Origin of the sequence: Aeromonas sp. QDB30 (assembly GCF_027707645.1) — a bacterium.
GTDB classification, from domain to species: domain Bacteria; phylum Pseudomonadota; class Gammaproteobacteria; order Enterobacterales; family Aeromonadaceae; genus Aeromonas; species Aeromonas caviae.
On sequence record NZ_JAPCIY010000005.1, the window covers coordinates 23,338 to 39,607 of the forward strand.

Sequence of the window (16,270 nt, forward strand, 5' to 3'; positions counted from 1 at the left end):
CGTGCAAGGAGAGAAGATGCAGATCCAACGACATTGGCTGGTGCTGGCGGGCTTCTTCGGCCTGACGGCCACCATGCTCGGGGCCTACGGCGCTCATGGGCTGGCGGCGACCGGCATTGCTCCTTCGTTGCTGGCGGCGTTCAACACCGCCGTGCAATACCAGTTTTTCCACGCCCTGGCCCTGCTGGTGCTGGGGTTGTGCGGCGTGCGCGGCAAGGTGATCACCTTCGCGGGCGCCGTCTTTGTGCTGGGGATCCTGGGATTCTCCGGCAGTATTTACGCCATGGTGCTGCTTGGCAGCAAGGGGCTGGGGCTCATCACCCCGGCCGGTGGCCTCTGTTTTATGTTGGGATGGGCGGCTCTGATGTGGGTCGGCTGTCGTCTTGGAGGAAAGAATGAATAATCTGCTGCTTTATTGCCGCCCGGGTTTTGAGAAAGAGGCGGCGGCAGAGATCACCGAGCGTGCCGGCAACATGCAGTGCTACGGCTTTGCCCGGGTCAAGGACGACAGCGGCTATGTGATCTTCGAGTTGTATGACGAGGAGCAGGCCGATCTGCTGGCGCGCAAGCTGCCGTTCCGCGAGCTCATCTTCATTCGCCAGATGCTGGTGGTGACCCACGAGCTGAAAGATCTGGAAATAAGCGATCGGGTCTCTCCCATCCTGGAGGCGGCGAGTGGCTACGCCATTTGCGGGGATCTGCGGGTGGAGACGGCCGACACCAACGAGGCGAAGGAGCTCTCCGCCTTCTGCCGCAAGTTCACCGTGCCGCTTCGCCAGGCGCTGCGCAGCAACGAGATCCTGACCAAGAAGGAGACCCCGAACCGTCCCGTGTTCCACGCCTTCTTCCTGGCCAACGACCACCTGATGCTGGGGTACTCCTACTCCTTCAACAACTCTGCCTTCCACATGGGGATCCCGCGCCTGCGATTCCCGGCCGATGCCCCGAGCCGCTCCAGCCTCAAGCTGGAAGAGGCGTTCTACGTCTTCGTGCCGAAGGAAGAGTGGGACTTGCGCCTGTGCTCCGGCCTGAAGGCCGTGGATCTTGGTGCCTGCCCGGGTGGCTGGACCTATCAGCTGGTGCGTCGCGGCATGATGGTGACGGCGGTGGACAACGGCATGATGGCCCAATCCCTGATGGACACAGGTCAGGTGAAGCACATCCGTGACGATGGTTTCGTGTGGCGGCCGAGCAAGAAGAATACCTACTGGCTGGTGTGCGACATGGTGGACAAACCGGCGCGAGTGACCCACATGGTGGCCGACTGGTTCAGGGAGAACGACTGTCAGGAAGCCATGTTCAACCTCAAGCTGCCGATGAAGAAGCGCTACGCCGAGGCGGTGCACAACATCGAGGTGTTGCGCGGACTGCTGGCCGAGATCGACAGCGGCTTCATCATTCAGGCCAAACAGCTCTATCACGATCGCGAAGAGATCACGGTGCACGTCTACAACAAGTTCTGGGTCTCCAAGTTGTCTCCCAAGTCCTGAAGCAGCATCGGGAACAGGGCATGAAAAAACCGGACGGTGACGTCCGGTTTTTTTGTGTCTGGGCCATCAGAAGCGGTAGTCCAGACGCATCATGGACTCGTCGTCGGTGATCTTCAGCTCAATTTGCAGGGGAATGGTCTTGTCACTGGGGTTGAACTGCATCTTGACGCCATCCCCGCGAAGCTTGACCGAGGTGTTGATGCCGCCAGCGTTGAACTTGATCCTGGGCTTTTGCTTTTCGAAGGAGAGGCTGACGCTCTTCTCTGCCGTGAGGTTCAGTTTCTGATAGGGGGTGATCTGCCGATTACCGTTGCTGTCGGTGGTGATATCCACCCCCAGGGAGAGCGGCTTGGGCTGTTTGAGCAGATCGTTGGTATCCAGGGTGGATTGCCAGGTCTGCTTGGCTGGCGCCTCGTGCTGGGGAGGCGGCGTCAACCAGGCATTGTCGACTGGCCTGTCTAATGCCGTGGCACTGCTGCTGACAATCAGCAAGATGAAAGTAGCACGCATGGTGGATCTCCTTATCCCTCATATCAACATAGTATTCATCTGGCGAGGGAGGTAGGGAGGCGTTGGCATAAAACAAAGGGAGCCGAAGCTCCCTTTTAAAATCATATGGTTGGATTCTATTTATAGACGGTCGATGATGGCCTGGGTGAATTCGCTGGTGGACGCTGTGCCCCCCAGGTCACGGGTCACCCGATCGCCGGACTCGATGGTCGTCCGCACGGCCTCGCGAATGCGCTCCGCCTTGTCCTGCATGCCGAGATACTCCAGCATCTGGATGGAGGCGAGGATCACCGAGGTGGGGTTGGCGATGTTCTTGCCGGCGATGTCCGGCGCAGAGCCGTGTACCGCTTCGAAGATGGCGGCCCCTTCACCGATGTTGGCGCCTGGCGCCATGCCCAGCCCCCCCACCAGACCGGCACAGAGATCCGAGAGAATGTCGCCGAACAGGTTGGTGGTGACCATCACATCGAAGCGCTCCGGGTACATCACCAGGTTCATGCAGGCGGCGTCGACGATCATCTCCTCGTTCTGGATGTCCGGGTAGCGGGCCGCGACCTGACGGGCCACTTCCAGGAACAGGCCGGAGGTGGACTTGAGGATGTTGGCCTTGTGGATGATGGTGACCTTCTTGCGTCCTTCCTGGCGCGCCAGCTCGAAGGCGAAGGTGACGATGCGCTCGGCCCCTTCCCGGGTGATGATGCTCATCGCCTCGGCGCTCTGGTTGTCATCGCTGCGCTTCTGGCCGGCACCGGAGTACATGCCTTCGGTGTTCTCGCGCACCGTGATGATGTCGATGTTGTCGTAACGGCTCTTGGTGCCCTTGAAGGAGAGGACGGGGCGCACGTTGGCGTAGAGATTGAACTTCTTGCGCAGGGAGACGTTGATGGAGGTGAAGCCGCCGCCGACCGGAGTGGTGAGCGGGCCTTTCAGGCTGACCTTGTTCTTCTCGATCAGGTCGAGGGTGGCCTGGGGCAGCAGCTCGCCATGTTTTTCCAGGGCAACCAGACCGGCGTCTGCGTATTCGTAGTCGAAGTCACAACCCGCGTGGGTCAGGATCTGGATGGCGGATTCGATGATGCTGGGGCCGATGCCGTCGCCCGGGATGACGGTAATCTTTCTTTTTGACATGAGGCGTATCCACTTCTAGGGAACAGAGGGGGAGGATTCGTCGGCTTTATACCATTTTTGCACCACATTCTCCATGTTTCTTTACATTTTACCCATTTATGTCAACAGGTACGGCCTGTCTTGGGAAATGGTGTGCTGGGGATCACGCCCCGGCATCAGGGACGGGAGGGTAGCGGATCTCCCGCAGGTTGAACCCGAGCGGGATATCGTGCTGCAGCCGGACCAGGCGTTGGGCCAGCAGGGCCTCTTCCCGGTGCTGGCGCAGCTTGAGCAGGGGTCTGGTGGCCTCCTCCCGCTCACAGGCCTCCAGCATGGCAGCCAGGTCCCCGTATTGCTGCAGCAACTGGGTGGCGGTCTTGGGGCCGATGCCGGGCACCCCCTTGATGTTGGAGCCGCCGATACCGGTCAGGGCCCAGAAGTCCACGAGCTGGGTCGGTGTAACGCCGTACTGCTGCTGGACGAAGGCGGCATCCAGCCAGCGTTTGTTGAAGTAATCCCGCACCCGGATCTGCGGGCAGATGAGCTGGCAGAACCCCTTGTCGGTGGAGATGATGGTGGCGCTGGCGCCGTGCTGGGCAATGCCGCTTGCCAGGGTGGCGATGAGATCGTCCGCCTCGTCGGTCTGGGAGAGCAGGGCATCCACACCGCACTCCCAGAAGGCGTCCTGCAGGTCGGCAAGCCCTTCTCTCAGCTCATCCGGCATGGGGGTGCGGCCCTCCTTGTAGGGGGGATAGAGCGTCTTGCGCCAGCTGTGGACCTCACCGTCAAAGACCGCGATGGCGTGGGTTGGCTCGCTGGCCGCCAGGAGCTTCTTGCAGGTGTTGATGAGGTTGGCACGGGTGGCGAGCAGAGCCTGGGCCGGGGTCAGTCCCTGCTGGCTCTGCACCGCGTGCAGTCGGCGGATGAGGTTGAGGGCATCGATGATGAGCAGGTGTGGCATGGGGCACTCCGGGCGTCGGGGAGTGCCATTGTAACAATGGTGGCGTCTCCTGCTAACCCCGTAGAAGACCAGTCAATGAAAGAGGGGCCCATGGGCCCCTCCGGTGCATTGTGGTGTCCCGGCTATTTGACTATCTCGTAGCAGGGAACGTACTGGCTGCCCGGCAGCTTCATGCGCTGCTGCTTGACGAAGCTCTCCAGCAACCTGTCCATCAGGTGCATCAGCTCCTTGTCGCCGTGCAGCTTGAAGGGACCCTTCTTCTCGATGGCCCTGATGCCCCCTTCCTTGACGTTGCCTGCGACGATGCCTGAGAAGGCGCGGCGCAGGTTGGCTGCCAGCAGCTGGGGCGGCTGGTTGCGATGCAGATCCAGGCTGGCCATGCTGGCGTGATCCGGTTCGAACGGTAGCTGGAACTCGGGCTCGATCCGCAGGGACCAGTTGAAGGAGTAGGCATCTCCCACCGACTTGCGGTATTCGCGGATCTTCGGCATCGCCTCTTTCATCACCCGGGCCACTTCCGGCGCATCGCCGACAATGATCCGGTAGAGCTTGGTCGCCGGTTCACCGAGGGTCGCCTTGATGAAATCGTCGATGGCACGGAAGTAGTCGGCACTCTCTTTCGGGCCGGTCAGGATGATGGGCATCGGCTGCCGCTCGTTGGCCGGATGCATCATGATGCCGAGCAGATAGAGCAGCTCTTCGGCGGTGCCGACCCCGCCCGGGAAGATGATGATGCCGTGACCGAGGCGCACGAAGGCTTCCAGCCGCTTCTCGATATCCGGCAGGATCACCAGCTCGTTGACGATGGGGTTGGGCGGTTCGGCGGCGATGATGGAAGGCTCCGTGAGGCCGATGTAACGGCCGTTGCGCACCCGCTGTTTGGCATGGCCGACGGCGGCCCCCTTCATCGGGCCCTCCATGGCACCCGGGCCACAGCCGGTACAGATGTTCAGCTCACGCAAGCCCAACTCGCTGCCCACGGCGCGGGTGTACTGGTATTCGATCTCGTTGATGGAGTGGCCACCCCAGCAGACGATCAGGTTGGGATCGGCGCCGGGCAGGATCACCTTGGCGTTGCGCAGGATGGCGAACACCACGTTGGAGATATGAGTGGAGTTGGTCAGATTGACCAGGCGGTTGGACTCGAGCTGATTTGAGACATAGAGAATGTCCCGCAGCACCGAGAAGAGGTGCTCCTGAATGCCGCGAATGATCTCGCCATCGACAAAGGCGTGCTCGGGGGCATTGAACAGTTCCAGCTTGACCCCGCGCTCGCGCCGGATCACGTGAATATCGAAGGATTTGAAACGTTCCAGTATCTCTTTGGAACTGTCGGTATGGCTGCCGGAGTTGAGGACCGCCAGCGAGCAGTTGCGAAACAGTTGATAGATATCGCTGGAGGCCGTCTGCTTGAGGCGATCCACCTCGAGCTGGGACAGCAGGTCCATGCTGCCCACGGGATTGATGTGTGTAATCATAATTTCCCCTTTCACTCGCTTGTTATCGTTGTGCTTTCCCTGGGGAGAAAACGGGATGCTTTGGCATCCCTCGGGTTCGATAGTAGAGGCAAGGGGGTGGGCAGGGGAATAGGGGGACTGTGCGTTTGCCGCTTTTTTAGCCGCCCCTCAAAGCGGATTCAGGCGAGATTGACCTGATCCCGGCCGGAGTGCTTGGAACTGTAAAGCGCCTTGTCGGCGCGCTCGAACGCATCCGTGGTATGGTCGCCGGTCCGAAACAGGGTGGCACCGATGGAGATGGTGATCTCGACCCTGGCATCGCGAAAGCGGAACGGGATGCTCTTGATGGTCTGACGCAGGTTCTCCAGCGGCTTCTGGTACTTGTCCGGATTGATGTTCGGCAGCAAGACCACGAACTCCTCACCGCCAAAGCGGGCGATGAAGTCGGTGTCGCGCAAGGCGTTCTGCAGGGCCTTGGCAACCACCTTCAATGCCTTGTCGCCGGCCATGTGGCCGTAGTTGTCATTGATGTGCTTGAAGTGGTCGATGTCGATGATGGCCAGGCACAGGGGGGTGCCATAGCGTAACCAGCGTTTGTATTCGAGCTCGAGCCGCTCGTCCAGGGCCGCCCGGTTGTGTACCTGGGTCAGGCTGTCGAGGAAGAGCTTGTGTTTCTGGATGCTGAGCCGCTTCTTGTACTCGGCGGTCTCGTCCTTCATCAACCTGAGCTTGGCTTCCATGTTGGAGAGGTGGGTGAGCAGGTGGCGCTCGCGGTTGGCCATCTCCTCCCGCTCCTGCTGCAGCCGGCGGATAGTGTCCAGATGCCCAGAAATGGCGCCCCTGAGTATCTGTGGCGAGTCATGGGCTGCCATGGCGCGATCGATGGCGGCGAGTTCCCGCTCCAGCGCCTGTCCGCTGAGATGGGCGGCATTTTGCAGCGCCCGCCCTTCATCCAGGGATTCGGTAAAGCTGTAATGGACCGAGGAGAGACTCTCGTTCAGGGTGCTGAGAAACGCCTGGGAGGCTTTGCGCTCTTCCCGGGTACCCTCGATGATGAGTTCGATGATCTGCAGGCAGAGTTCGGCCAGCAGGGCAGGGGTGATGCCCCCGAGCAACTGGCGGCGGATGTCTGCGAGGCTCTCGCCCACGGCGCCGGCAAAGTCGAGCTCGGTGATGAGACGCTGCAACTCGTCTGAAATCTGGGCATGTGCCTTGATGTCAAAGGAGTCGGTAGGGGCCGGGCTGGAGAGCTCGGTGGGGATCTCCGCCGAAGGGGGGATCAGCGGCTTGCGCGGCAGCAGCTGGATCTTGATCGCCTGCTGGTAGAACTCCAGCAGCCGGATCACCTTCTTCTGGTGATCGCCGATGCCGTAACTCTCCGGGCTGGCGAGAAACTCCTTGAGGGCGCGGCGGGTATCTTCCGGAAACCCCTTGATGGTTTTGAGCTGTTTGCTGCCGAGATCGATGGCTGCCCGGGTCAGGCTGATGGACTCTTCCATGGTGTGGCTGTGCTGCTGCAACAGCTTCTCGATGGCGATCAGATCGGCATCGATGGAGGTGAGCGGAGGGTTGCCTTCAAGTTTCTGCTTGAGCTTGGCGAGCCGGTTGTCGAGCTCGCGATCGTGGCCGCGACAGGCTTGCATCAACTTGCCGATGAACTGGATACTGCGGGTGCGTTCGGCATCGGAGAAGCTCGCCATGCCGTCAAGCTCCTGCTGTTTCTGCTGGAGGGATTCCCTGAGTCTTGCCAGTTGTCCTGTTACGGCAGCCATATCATTCATTCTTCAGGTCGCCCTGTTGTCATTATCGTTTTTGTTTCGTCCAGCAACAGAAAGCCAATCAAAGACCCCGTTGAGTACCTTTTTGTCACGGATTGTCCGCAACCTTCGTCCGTGAAAGCGCAAGCCAGTTAACCCATTGCTTTTCATGAGAAGAATTTACTTTTACCAGTCCCTTGTCAATTGCCATCAAGCAGCATTGCCACACATCTCCGTTAAAAAATGCGGCCTGCTGGCAATCGATGGCGGCCAGCTCAAGCCAGACGCTCTGCTGGCATTTTTCGCTGAGCTGAATGGCTCCCGAGAGGGCTAGGTAGCAGAGATCGAACAGGCCGTGGTGATCGAGGGCCATGGCCGCCTTGGGCAGGAAGGGATGGCTGACGATGCCGAGGCTGATGCGCCTGTCCAGCGGGTGCTCGCAGGGGAAGGCTGCCAGGGTGTCGAGCAGGGTCTGAGCCAGCTGATGCAACTGGGCCACGTGGCGCTGGGGCACCACATAGAGCAGGTGGCCTTCGCGCAGGTCGTAGATGCGGCCATCTTGCGGGGTCAGTTCGTTGACGTAGCGGCCGAAGGCCTGCTCTATCTCGCGGCTGACCTGATAGCCGTGTTGCTCCAGGCTGTTGATCAGGAAGGGAACCCGGAACAGCAGGTAGTGCAGCTTGTCGTCAAATTCGCTGGTGGGGCGTTCGCTCAGGTACCAGCGCTCGGATTTCTGCTGGCGCTTGGCCATCTCCCGCGGCCAGCGGCTCATCAGTCGCTGCCAGTTGGCCAGGCCGCTGCGCGGCTCTACCAGCAGGGCTTCTCCCAGCTGTTTGGCATGAAGGCGCGCGACCCGCAGTTTCAGCCAGAGGGTGAAGAACAGATAGATGAAGAGTGCCAGCAGCAGCCCGGTGCTGACGCTGGTCCAGAGGTATCGCTCCTGCTGGTGCTGGCTGGCGTCGAGTTGCTGTTCCAGCTCCTTGACCTGTTGCACCCGCTCCACCTGGGCGTAGTTGTCGCGCACCGCCTCCTGCTCCAGCGCCAGCTGTTGCTGGCGAACCAGTTCGCTGCGCTGGTGGTAATTCTTGTAGCTCTCCAGGGCCTGCTGGAGGTAACCCTTCTGCTCATAGGCGACGGAGAGCAGGCGGAAGATCTCGAATTGGCGCCGGATGTCCCCAATCCGGTTGGCCAGGGTGAGAGCGTTCTCCAACTGCAGGATGGCGATGCCCGCCTCCTGCTGCTTGAGGTGCAGCTCTCCCAGCAACAGCAGGGTGTCGATGAGCGACTCCTTGTCATCCCCCAGCTCATGGGACTGGCGTGCGGCGTTCAGGTAGTTTCGCGCCAGGTTGAGATTGCCGGTCTGCAGGTAGGTCTTGCCTATCTCGAACTTGAGATGGGCGATGCGGGTACGGTTGCTGCTCTCGTCCAGCAGGTCGAGGGCATTGAAGAAATAGACCAGCGCCATGTTCATCTCGCCCTGATCCCGGTTGAGACGGGCGAGCACGATCAGGGCGTCGCTCAGCATGGAGGAATTGCCGAGGGCATGAAAATAGTTGGCCGCCTCGCTGGCGTATTGCAGCGCTTTTTGTGGCTCCTGCTCTTCCTGATAGAGGCTGACCATCTGGTTCGAGAGCAGGCCGAGGAAGAGGGGATCCTGCAGGGGCTTGGCTTGCTGTTGTGCTTCGATGTACTCCCCCAGTGCAAGCTGGGGCTGACCCAGAGCCTGATAGAGATCCCCGCCCACGGCGCTGGTCCAGGCCCTGGCCAGAGGCTGTTTGGCGTGATCCGCCCATTTGCGGGTCTCGGCCAGCTGCTGTTTGGCGAGATCGAATTGCCGTTCCTCTATGCTGGCGTTGACGCGCAGCAAGCGGCTGTAGACCTGCAACTGGCTCTCCTTGAGGTCGGGATTGGCCAGCAGTTTGTCGAGTTTGTCGAGCAGGGGGGCCGCGGCGCCATGGGTATGCTGTTGCAGGTTGCGGCTTCTAACCAGCAGATAGAGCCCATGGGCCTGCAGCTCGAACTGCTGCTCTTTCTCGGCCATGGCGATGCCCTGCTCAAAGGACTCCTGTGCCTGGGCGAACTGCCCTAGCTGCTGCAGACACTCCCCCTTGAGCAGATAGGCGCCCGTGGTCTGGGTGGCGGTACCGTAGTTCAGCATCGGCTCGCGATAGCCGTATTCCTGACGGTTGCTGATGATCTGCTTGGGATTGTTAGCCGTGCGTTCGAGGAAGGAGGTGGCAATCTGGGCACATCTGGCGGGATCGGTCAGCACCAGGGTCTGGGCCTGCTGCAGGTCGATGGACAACTGCTCCTTGGCCAGATCCAGATCAGGAGCCGACAGGGAGGACATCATCATTGCCAGAAAAAACAGTTGATTCATTGGATTAAGAACGGCACGGAGGTGCAGGCATGTTATCCAAGCCCACCCCCGCCCGTCCAGAGTTTACTGAGGTGATGCGCAGCCGGCCGCAGCCCGCAGGATGGCGGCGCCGGTGATTACTGGCGAATGAGGCGCAGGTTCGCCGGAACCGGCTCCCAGTCGCTGCGGAAGGGGTTGATGTCCAGGCCGCCGCGGCGGGTGTAACGGGCATGGACGGTCAGTTTTTCCGGGGCGCAGAAGTGCTTGAGATCGGTAAAGATGCGCTCGATGCACTGCTCGTGGAACTCGTTGTGCTGGCGGAACGAGATGAGGTAGCGCAACAGCTTCTCCCGGTCGAGACGCGGGCCGCGATAGTGGATCACCACGGATCCCCAGTCCGGCTGGCTGGTCACCAGGCAGTTGGACTTGAGCAGGTGGCTGTGCAGGGTCTCCTCCACGATCTCGCGACCGGCGGCCCCTTGCAGCAGGGTTTCGTCAAACTCGTAGCCGTCCACCTCGATATCCAGGTTGTCGATGCACTCACCGGGCAGCTGGGCTATCTGGTGGGGGGCCTGGTCGAGGGTGAAGAGGGTGACGCTCACCGGGGCACCAGCGCAGCCACTCAGATCCTGAACCAGCAGCGCTTGCACTGCCTCCAGGGAGTCGCAGCGGGTCTGGTTGAAGGAGTTCAGGTAAAGCTTGAACGACTTGGACTCGATGAGATTCGGGCTGGTAGCAGGCACAAAGACCTCCCCGATGGCAACCACGGGCTTGCCTTTGGCATTGAGCCAGGAGAGTTCATACAGGGTCCAGACGTCGCACCCCTGGAACGGCAGTTCACCTCTCAGGCCAAGATCGTCGCGGTTCAGACTGCGTGGCACGGGCTGCAGCAGACTCGGGGTGTACTGGCTGATGTAGGCGGACTGCTGCCCCAGGCTCAGGCCTTGCAGCGCACTGGCGCCGGCGTATCTCTCTTGTTTGCTCATGCTGGTTTGCTCACGCTTGTCTGATAAGGGGTTTGATGGTGCAATGGCCCGATTTTTCGATCAGGTACTTGCGGCCATCAGAGGCCGCTATTGTGGGGAATATCGATGTCGGATCAAGTCCTGTCTGCCCTGGAGCAGTTCTTTTTACGCTGGCAGCGCGATGGTGAAGGAAGGCGGGGGCTGCCCCTGTGCGACTGGGAGGCCGACTGGCGCTCTCCTTGCGAGCTGGATGAACCCAGGGAGGGGCGGGTCGCCTGGCGTCCGTTCCAGCGGGAGCAGGCAGCCGACTTCACGGCCATGGAGAACGCCCTGGAGCTGACCCTGCATCCCAGCGCCCTTGCCCTGTTTGGCCACTGGTTCAGCCGCCCGCTCCCCTGCTGCTACAAGGGGCTGCGCATCGAACTCATACTGCCGTGGAACGAGGCGGATCTGGATCTGCTCAAGGAGAACCTCATCGGCCACCTGCTGATGCTGCGCAAGTTGAAGCGCCCCCCTTCGCTCTTCATCGCCACCACCCGCAACGAGATGACGCTGGTGTCGCTCGATAACGAGAGCGGTCAGGTGTGGCTGGAGTGGCTGGATTCCGGTCGCCGTCTGGTGCTGGCCCCCTCCCTGCCGGCCTTCCTCACACGGCTGGAGACCTTGCCGCAGTAGGCGGGCCCGTTTTCCCTCGCCCTGTATGAACAAGAAGGGCCTTGCCATCTGGCAAGGCCCTTCTTTCATGGGGGGAAGGGCGCAGGCGGAGCTAGTCCTTGAAGTCCCAGGAGAGGTTGGAGACCAGCCGGCAGGGATCGCACTTGAAGTCGAAGATCTCGTGCAATGGCGCTGCCAGTGCCCAGTCGCCGCCACAGCCTGGGCAGGAGCGTGCCAACTCCGCCGCCTTGCTCAGGCCGCCGACCCTATAGAGATAGTAGTAAGTCGGGATCCCGCAGAGCCCCTCCAGTCGTCTGGCCAGATCGCTGCCCCGGCGCTGCAGGCGGCTGCCCACCTCGCTGATTTCGTGCAGCACAGCGTGCTCGGCGATGGAGCCATTCATCTGCAACTGATCGCAGGCCTCCCAATCCTCCTGCCACTTGATGATCTGCTTGTGGTCGCCGTTGGCGATGGCGGGCAGACGGTAGAGCGGAATGGGGGCGAAATGATCGCCGCAGCGCAGGGGGGAGCAAGTGTGCACAAAGCTGGTGTAGAGCAGCATCCAGCTCGGCCGCTCGCCCTCCTGGCCGCAAGGATCCGTGCTGTCGGAGAGTAGATCCATGCCGAGCAGATGGGGCTTGGGGGCCAGCAGCCCCGCATGGTGCAGGCCCTGTTCGGCCAGCGCGACCTGCTCGCTCTGGTTGTCCGGGTGCAGGCTGTCCTGCTCCGGGCAGACCACCCGGCTGACGAAGCAACCATCCTGCATGCTGGTGGGAAACTCCCGTCCCAGGATCTGCCCCTGGTAGCGCAGCATGTCGAGGTAGTTGACGATGGCCGGCTCGGCTTCGCCGAGGGAGGTGTCACGGTAGCATTCAAAGTTGAGTTCGAGGATATACATGGCGATGGGTCAATCCGGCTTCTGGTTGAGCAGCAGGTCGGTGAGGCGATCGACCTTCTGCTCCAGCCGGGCGAGCTGTTCGCTCAGTTGCTGAAGAGTGACGCTTTCCGTGGCCAAGGGGGGCGCCTCGGGGGTACTGGTGGGGGCAGGCTCTGTCGCCGCAGGCTGGGGTTGTTGCTTCCACTGGCTCAACACCTTGAGCAGCTCGGCCATGGGCACGGGATGGCTGAGGCGGGCCTTGACCATGGCGGTAGAGGGGGTGATCCCCCTGGCACTGAGTTCGTTGGCTATCTGGATGATCTCTTGGGCTGACATCTTGGCTCCTGCACGGCCGTCTTGCTGCGGGTGGATAGTGGCACAGAGCTTAATCAAAGCCTGTCCATCAGGAAAGCGGAGCGAAGGGCGTGGGTGGCGAGAGGGAGGGGATTGGCGGCTCCGCGTCTACCCAACGCTGGCCGCCGGGAGTGCGGGGATCAGGTCCCCTGGCGCAGCATCACATCCAGCTGGTCGATGGCTTCCGCCCAGTCGGCGTCGTGGCTGAGGGCATCGCGCAGAAAGCCTGCCTGGGAAGGCGTCCAGAACGGCGCGTCGGGCAACTGGGTATGGCGATCGATGGGATGGTCGCGGATAAAACGCTGCTGGCTGATGTCGTCACTGGCCAGCCCCAGCTGGGCAAACAGGGCGGCCATGTCATGGGTGAGCAATTCCATGTCGGTACTCCTTGGAAGGGGGCTGTGGAAGAGTATAGCCAGCCCCCGTGCTCTCAAATCTAGGAGGGGAGACGATGGGGTGGCAGTTCGACACCGGCGACATGCAGCCCCTGCATGCAGAGCTGCCCCTGATAATGGCTCTCTCCGTCGCTGGAGAACTCGAACTGGTAGTAGGTGAGCAGGCGCAGGGGCTTGTGCCCCAGGGCACGGTGTGTCCGCGCCAGCGACAGCAGTTGCAGGTCGTGGTGCTGGCAGTAGCGGCGCATGTATTGCCAAGCCAACTCCGCCTGGCGGCGCTGTTGCCAGAAGGCCCAGCCAACGAGGCCGAGCAGCAAGATCCCAAGCATTTCTCCCATCAGCGGGTTCCTTCTGTGATGTGTGTGGGGCCCTGTTCACCTCAGGCAACAGGGCCGTTGTGTCGGGCCTAGGTGGCAGCGAACAGGCGACCGATGGCCAGACCCAGGGCCTCGCTGCGTTCGGGGTCACGCAGTTTTGCCAGCATATCATTGCGCAATGCCGGTAGCGTGACGAGCTCGGCAAATACCTGGTTGAAGAACTGGGTGGGTTGCAGGGCGAGCTGCTCCAGAAACAGGCCGAGCAGTTCGGGGTGTTTCAGATCGGGCCAGAGGCGGCCAGCGATGGCGAGGAGCAGGGAGGGACTTGGCCGGGTTTGCAGCAGGGTCAGCAGCTTGTTGGTGCGCAGTCCGTTGCCCAGGCAGGAGGCCAGTGCCCGGCACAGATAGGCCAGGGTTTCGGGGTCAGGCTCGGCGCACTCCTGCTCCTTGCCGATGCGCTCCAGCAATGCGCCTTGCAGGGCAGGAGGCAGGGGGGCGTTCTCCAGGCTCTGGCACAGGGCGTAAAGAGGGGCCTGCGGCAGTACGGGCAAGGCCTTGCAGACCAGTGCCAGGTTGCGTTCAACCTGCAGCCGCTCCGCGAGATCTGCAAACCCTTGCAGTCCCAGGGCCTGCCACCCCTCTTCCCCCGGCGCCGCCAGATAGTGGCAGAGGGCCTCGTAGTAAGCGGAAGGGGCTTGTTCCAGCTGGCGGGCCAGCTTGGCGTGCACACTGGCCATCTTGGCCTCGGCCGGACGGAAGGTGTAGGGGTTGTCCGCCAGACGCTGGGCCTTCTCTTCGTCCAGTTCACCGGTGAGCTTGTAGCCCAGAGTCTCTACCACCTGATCCATGAAATGCTTGGGGCCGCTGGAGATGAGCAGGCCGCGTTCATCGAGGGCGAACTTGAGGAACCAGAGGTAGTGCCTGGATTCGGTTGGCTGGAAGAAGTGCACACCGAGCCAGGCGTGCTGCTGCAACGGCCAGGGGTAGGGCTCCTGCTGCTGCTCGATGCGCACGAAGAGGTCGCTGGGGAGCGAGCGCACCTGGCGGCCCAGATCGAACAGCTGGAACTGGGTATCGGCCTGGGTCAGAAACTCGGTCAGGGTGTTGATGGAAGACATGAAGAGATCCCGCTTGAAGATAATGGGGGCGATTATAAGGGGGCTGCACCAGATAGCCAGAGGCGGTGATGCAGGGTATGAAGGTGACGGCAACATGGCAGCCATTGCGGGGTCGGTGTATAGTAGCGCCCCTTTTTGATGGCCGTATTGAGTGGGGCCCCGTCGCAGACCGGGCCCGCGATGAGGAAGTGAGCGAGATGAATCAATATCTGCTGGTTGCCGGTCTGCTGGGAGAGCTGACTGCCGAGTTGCAACGTCTGGAACGCTGGCAAGCCGACCATCCGGGGAGCGAGGCGCTGGCAAGCGAGCTGCCGTTCTGTGTCGATACCCTGAGTTTCGATCAGTGGCTGCAGTTCGTGCTGATCCCGCGCATGGAACAACTGGTGCTGCTGCAGGCTCCGCTGCCGACCAGCGTCTCCCTCTATCCCATGGCGAGTGAGGTCTATAAAGAGGAGCTGGCGGAGGTCGAGGCCCTGCTTCGTCTGATCGCCCGTTTCGATCTGCTGCTCTCCGGCAAAGTGGTCGAACAATGATGGACGAGCAGACCCGGACAGCGGATGCCTTGCAGCCGACACTGCTTTATCAGGATGACTGGCTGGTGGCGGTGAACAAACCGTCCGGTCTCCTGGTGCACCGCAGTTGGCTCGACAAGGCCGAGACCCGTTTCGCCATGCAGATGACCCGGGATCTGATCGGGGGTCGTCATGTCTACCCCGTGCACCGACTGGACAGGCCCACTTCGGGTGTGCTGCTGTTTGCTCTCGATCCTGCCGTGGCCCGCACCCTGACCGAGGCCTTTGCTGCCCGTCAGGTCCACAAGGAGTACCTGGCACTGGTGCGGGGATGGGCCCCCGAAGAGGGGCTCATCGACTATCCGCTCAAGGAGCAGCTGGACAAGATTGCCGATGCCTTCAGCGACCCGGATCGCCCCGCCCAGGAGGCGGTGACCGCGTTTCGTCGTCTGCATCAGGTCGAGTTGCCCTTCGCCGTCTCCAAGAAGCATCCCACCAGTCGCTACAGCCTGGTCCGCCTCTTTCCCAAGACGGGGCGCAAGCACCAGCTGCGCCGCCATCTGGATCACCTGTTCCACCCCATCGTTGGTGATACCACCCACGGGGATGGCCGGCACAACCGCTTCTTTCGCGAGCATTACGGGTGCGACCGCCTGCTGCTGATCGCGCACCGTCTGAGCTTCGAGCATCCGGTGCTCAAGGTGCCGATGCGGATCCAGGCGCCCCTGGGCCCCGAGGTGCTGGGTCTGTTCGCCCGTCTGGGCTGGCCTGCCAGCGAGCAAGACTACGGCGCCTGAGCCTCTTTCCATCTGTTGCCTCTGACCGGGCTGTGGCATGCTGTAGCCCAGGTACGTCAGAGGAATGACTTATGGCTCAACGAGATATCGCCTGCGCAATCGCGTGCCCCCCGCCTGTTCAGGGGGGCTCTTCCTACCCATCCCGGTCTTGCCGGGTCCAATATCTGTCCCTGAGGAGTCGCTGATGGCCGAGATCGACATCCTGGTCGGCACCGTCTACGGCTCTGCCATGCTGGTGGCCGAGACCCTCTGTGACCACCTGCAAGCCAATGGCCATGTCTGCCAGATCTTCGATGACGCGGCGTTGACCGACATCGATGCCTCACGCTTTCTGCTCATCGTGACCGCCACCACGGGGCAGGGGGATATACCGCCCAATTTGCAACCCTTTGCCAGTGCCCTGGCCGATCGTGCTCCTTATATGAAGGGATGGCGCTATGCCCTCATCGCCATGGGAGACAGCAGCTATGAACACTTCTGCGGAGCGGGGCGAACGCTGGATGCTCTGTTGCAGGAGCTGGCTGCCGAGCCACTGGTTGTGCGCCTGGAAATCGATGCGACGGTAGAAGATGAGCCTGAAGTGGCAGCGCTGGCCTGGTTGAAAACCTGGGAAAATAGACTGTAGCCAGACCCTTCTCCC

General features: G+C 61.5%; 18 protein-coding genes. 6 read left to right on the forward strand and 12 right to left on the reverse strand.

The features are described 5' to 3' along the window. Positions 1 to 16 precede the first annotated feature (16 nt). Together PG896_RS02550 and rlmM are read left to right on the forward strand one after the other, a co-directional pair. Complete coding sequence (locus PG896_RS02550) at positions 17 to 403, forward strand: DUF423 domain-containing protein (RefSeq protein WP_109112117.1); 387 nt, start codon at positions 17 to 19, stop codon at positions 401 to 403. Next, entirely contained in the window at positions 396 to 1,490 is a 1,095-nt protein-coding gene (rlmM, locus tag PG896_RS02555) for a 23S rRNA (cytidine(2498)-2'-O)-methyltransferase RlmM (protein ID WP_042864272.1), read from the forward strand. The genes PG896_RS02550 and rlmM overlap by 8 nt, the downstream gene beginning before the upstream one ends. Before the next feature lie 66 nt (positions 1,491 to 1,556). On the opposite strand, the gene PG896_RS02560 is transcribed toward rlmM, so the two are convergent. The 7 genes from PG896_RS02560 to queF form a co-directional block, all read right to left on the reverse strand. After that, positions 1,557 to 2,000: a hypothetical protein gene (locus tag PG896_RS02560; RefSeq protein ID WP_010673379.1), complete on the reverse strand. Its 444-nt coding sequence runs from the start codon at positions 1,998 to 2,000 to the stop codon at positions 1,557 to 1,559. Between the two features lie 120 nt (positions 2,001 to 2,120). Beyond that, positions 2,121 to 3,128: an isocitrate dehydrogenase gene (locus PG896_RS02565; protein ID WP_049636264.1), complete on the reverse strand. Its 1,008-nt coding sequence runs from the start codon at positions 3,126 to 3,128 to the stop codon at positions 2,121 to 2,123. A gap of 142 nt (positions 3,129 to 3,270) precedes the next feature. Next, the gene (gene xni / locus PG896_RS02570) at positions 3,271 to 4,068 is read right to left on the reverse strand and encodes a flap endonuclease Xni (RefSeq protein ID WP_042015872.1); all 798 of its coding nucleotides are present in this window, start codon (positions 4,066 to 4,068) and stop codon (positions 3,271 to 3,273) included. A 122-nt stretch (positions 4,069 to 4,190) separates the two neighbouring features. Next, positions 4,191 to 5,546 carry a nucleotide 5'-monophosphate nucleosidase PpnN gene (gene ppnN, locus PG896_RS02575; protein ID WP_270835345.1) on the reverse strand — a complete coding sequence of 452 codons (1,356 nt, stop codon included), beginning with the start codon at positions 5,544 to 5,546 and terminating at the stop codon, positions 4,191 to 4,193. A gap of 158 nt (positions 5,547 to 5,704) precedes the next feature. Beyond that, the gene (locus PG896_RS02580; protein ID WP_134997578.1) at positions 5,705 to 7,306 is read right to left on the reverse strand and encodes a GGDEF domain-containing protein; all 1,602 of its coding nucleotides are present in this window, start codon (positions 7,304 to 7,306) and stop codon (positions 5,705 to 5,707) included. A gap of 85 nt (positions 7,307 to 7,391) precedes the next feature. Continuing rightward, the gene (locus PG896_RS02585; RefSeq protein WP_103858152.1) at positions 7,392 to 9,662 is read right to left on the reverse strand and encodes a hypothetical protein; all 2,271 of its coding nucleotides are present in this window, start codon (positions 9,660 to 9,662) and stop codon (positions 7,392 to 7,394) included. Positions 9,663 to 9,778: 116 nt separating this feature from the next. After that, the gene (gene queF, locus PG896_RS02590; protein WP_042015869.1) at positions 9,779 to 10,627 is read right to left on the reverse strand and encodes an NADPH-dependent 7-cyano-7-deazaguanine reductase QueF; all 849 of its coding nucleotides are present in this window, start codon (positions 10,625 to 10,627) and stop codon (positions 9,779 to 9,781) included. 105 nt (positions 10,628 to 10,732) lie between these two features. On the opposite strand from queF, the gene syd reads away from it, so the two are divergent. Further along, positions 10,733 to 11,281 carry a SecY-interacting protein gene (gene syd / locus PG896_RS02595; protein ID WP_270835346.1) on the forward strand — a complete coding sequence of 183 codons (549 nt, stop codon included), beginning with the start codon at positions 10,733 to 10,735 and terminating at the stop codon, positions 11,279 to 11,281. Positions 11,282 to 11,372: 91 nt separating this feature from the next. Here syd and PG896_RS02600 read toward each other — a convergent pair whose 3' ends face one another. The 5 genes from PG896_RS02600 to PG896_RS02620 form a co-directional block, all read right to left on the reverse strand. Then, the gene (locus tag PG896_RS02600; protein WP_270835347.1) at positions 11,373 to 12,158 is read right to left on the reverse strand and encodes a Zn-ribbon-containing protein; all 786 of its coding nucleotides are present in this window, start codon (positions 12,156 to 12,158) and stop codon (positions 11,373 to 11,375) included. Between the two features lie 9 nt (positions 12,159 to 12,167). Beyond that, the gene (locus tag PG896_RS02605) at positions 12,168 to 12,473 is read right to left on the reverse strand and encodes a DNA-binding protein (protein ID WP_270835348.1); all 306 of its coding nucleotides are present in this window, start codon (positions 12,471 to 12,473) and stop codon (positions 12,168 to 12,170) included. 158 nt (positions 12,474 to 12,631) lie between these two features. Next, positions 12,632 to 12,868, reverse strand: coding sequence for a DUF2789 domain-containing protein (locus PG896_RS02610; RefSeq protein ID WP_039039420.1), 237 nt, complete (start codon positions 12,866 to 12,868; stop codon positions 12,632 to 12,634). A 59-nt stretch (positions 12,869 to 12,927) separates the two neighbouring features. Next, positions 12,928 to 13,224, reverse strand: a complete 297-nt coding sequence (locus tag PG896_RS02615) for a DUF3301 domain-containing protein (protein WP_039039421.1) — start codon at positions 13,222 to 13,224, stop codon at positions 12,928 to 12,930. Between the two features lie 68 nt (positions 13,225 to 13,292). After that, complete coding sequence (locus PG896_RS02620) at positions 13,293 to 14,321, reverse strand: DUF3549 family protein (RefSeq protein WP_270835349.1); 1,029 nt, start codon at positions 14,319 to 14,321, stop codon at positions 13,293 to 13,295. 197 nt (positions 14,322 to 14,518) lie between these two features. Here PG896_RS02620 and PG896_RS02625 point away from each other — a divergent pair, with 197 nt between their 5' ends. The 3 genes from PG896_RS02625 to PG896_RS02635 all read left to right on the forward strand — a co-directional run bounded on the left by PG896_RS02625 (position 14,519) and on the right by PG896_RS02635 (position 16,255). Beyond that, the gene (locus tag PG896_RS02625) at positions 14,519 to 14,854 is read left to right on the forward strand and encodes a YqcC family protein (RefSeq protein WP_010673392.1); all 336 of its coding nucleotides are present in this window, start codon (positions 14,519 to 14,521) and stop codon (positions 14,852 to 14,854) included. Next, positions 14,854 to 15,630: a tRNA pseudouridine(65) synthase TruC gene (gene truC, locus PG896_RS02630; protein WP_324046314.1), complete on the forward strand. Its 777-nt coding sequence runs from the start codon at positions 14,854 to 14,856 to the stop codon at positions 15,628 to 15,630. The genes PG896_RS02625 and truC overlap by 1 nt, the downstream gene beginning before the upstream one ends. A gap of 184 nt (positions 15,631 to 15,814) precedes the next feature. Beyond that, positions 15,815 to 16,255 (forward strand): flavodoxin, encoded by a 441-nt coding sequence (locus PG896_RS02635; protein WP_039039423.1) that lies wholly within the window; start codon positions 15,815 to 15,817, stop codon positions 16,253 to 16,255. Positions 16,256 to 16,270 lie beyond the last annotated feature (15 nt).

Coding starts and splice junctions, on each gene's coding strand:
- PG896_RS02550 (WP_109112117.1), top strand. CDS start 17: ATGCAGATCCAACGACATTGGCTGGTGCTGGCGGGCTTCTTCGGCCTG.
- PG896_RS02580 (WP_134997578.1), bottom strand. CDS start 7,306: ATGAATGATATGGCTGCCGTAACAGGACAACTGGCAAGACTCAGGGAA.
- PG896_RS02585 (WP_103858152.1), bottom strand. CDS start 9,662: ATGAATCAACTGTTTTTTCTGGCAATGATGATGTCCTCCCTGTCGGCT.
- PG896_RS02620 (WP_270835349.1), bottom strand. CDS start 14,321: ATGTCTTCCATCAACACCCTGACCGAGTTTCTGACCCAGGCCGATACC.
- PG896_RS02605 (WP_270835348.1), bottom strand. CDS start 12,473: ATGTCAGCCCAAGAGATCATCCAGATAGCCAACGAACTCAGTGCCAGG.
- syd (WP_270835346.1), top strand. CDS start 10,733: ATGTCGGATCAAGTCCTGTCTGCCCTGGAGCAGTTCTTTTTACGCTGG.
- PG896_RS02600 (WP_270835347.1), bottom strand. CDS start 12,158: ATGTATATCCTCGAACTCAACTTTGAATGCTACCGTGACACCTCCCTC.
- queF (WP_042015869.1), bottom strand. CDS start 10,627: ATGAGCAAACAAGAGAGATACGCCGGCGCCAGTGCGCTGCAAGGCCTG.
- ppnN (WP_270835345.1), bottom strand. CDS start 5,546: ATGATTACACACATCAATCCCGTGGGCAGCATGGACCTGCTGTCCCAG.
- rlmM (WP_042864272.1), top strand. CDS start 396: ATGAATAATCTGCTGCTTTATTGCCGCCCGGGTTTTGAGAAAGAGGCG.
- xni (WP_042015872.1), bottom strand. CDS start 4,068: ATGCCACACCTGCTCATCATCGATGCCCTCAACCTCATCCGCCGACTG.
- PG896_RS02625 (WP_010673392.1), top strand. CDS start 14,519: ATGAATCAATATCTGCTGGTTGCCGGTCTGCTGGGAGAGCTGACTGCC.
- PG896_RS02615 (WP_039039421.1), bottom strand. CDS start 13,224: ATGGGAGAAATGCTTGGGATCTTGCTGCTCGGCCTCGTTGGCTGGGCC.
- truC (WP_324046314.1), top strand. CDS start 14,854: ATGGACGAGCAGACCCGGACAGCGGATGCCTTGCAGCCGACACTGCTT.
- PG896_RS02565 (WP_049636264.1), bottom strand. CDS start 3,128: ATGTCAAAAAGAAAGATTACCGTCATCCCGGGCGACGGCATCGGCCCC.
- PG896_RS02560 (WP_010673379.1), bottom strand. CDS start 2,000: ATGCGTGCTACTTTCATCTTGCTGATTGTCAGCAGCAGTGCCACGGCA.
- PG896_RS02635 (WP_039039423.1), top strand. CDS start 15,815: ATGGCCGAGATCGACATCCTGGTCGGCACCGTCTACGGCTCTGCCATG.
- PG896_RS02610 (WP_039039420.1), bottom strand. CDS start 12,868: ATGGAATTGCTCACCCATGACATGGCCGCCCTGTTTGCCCAGCTGGGG.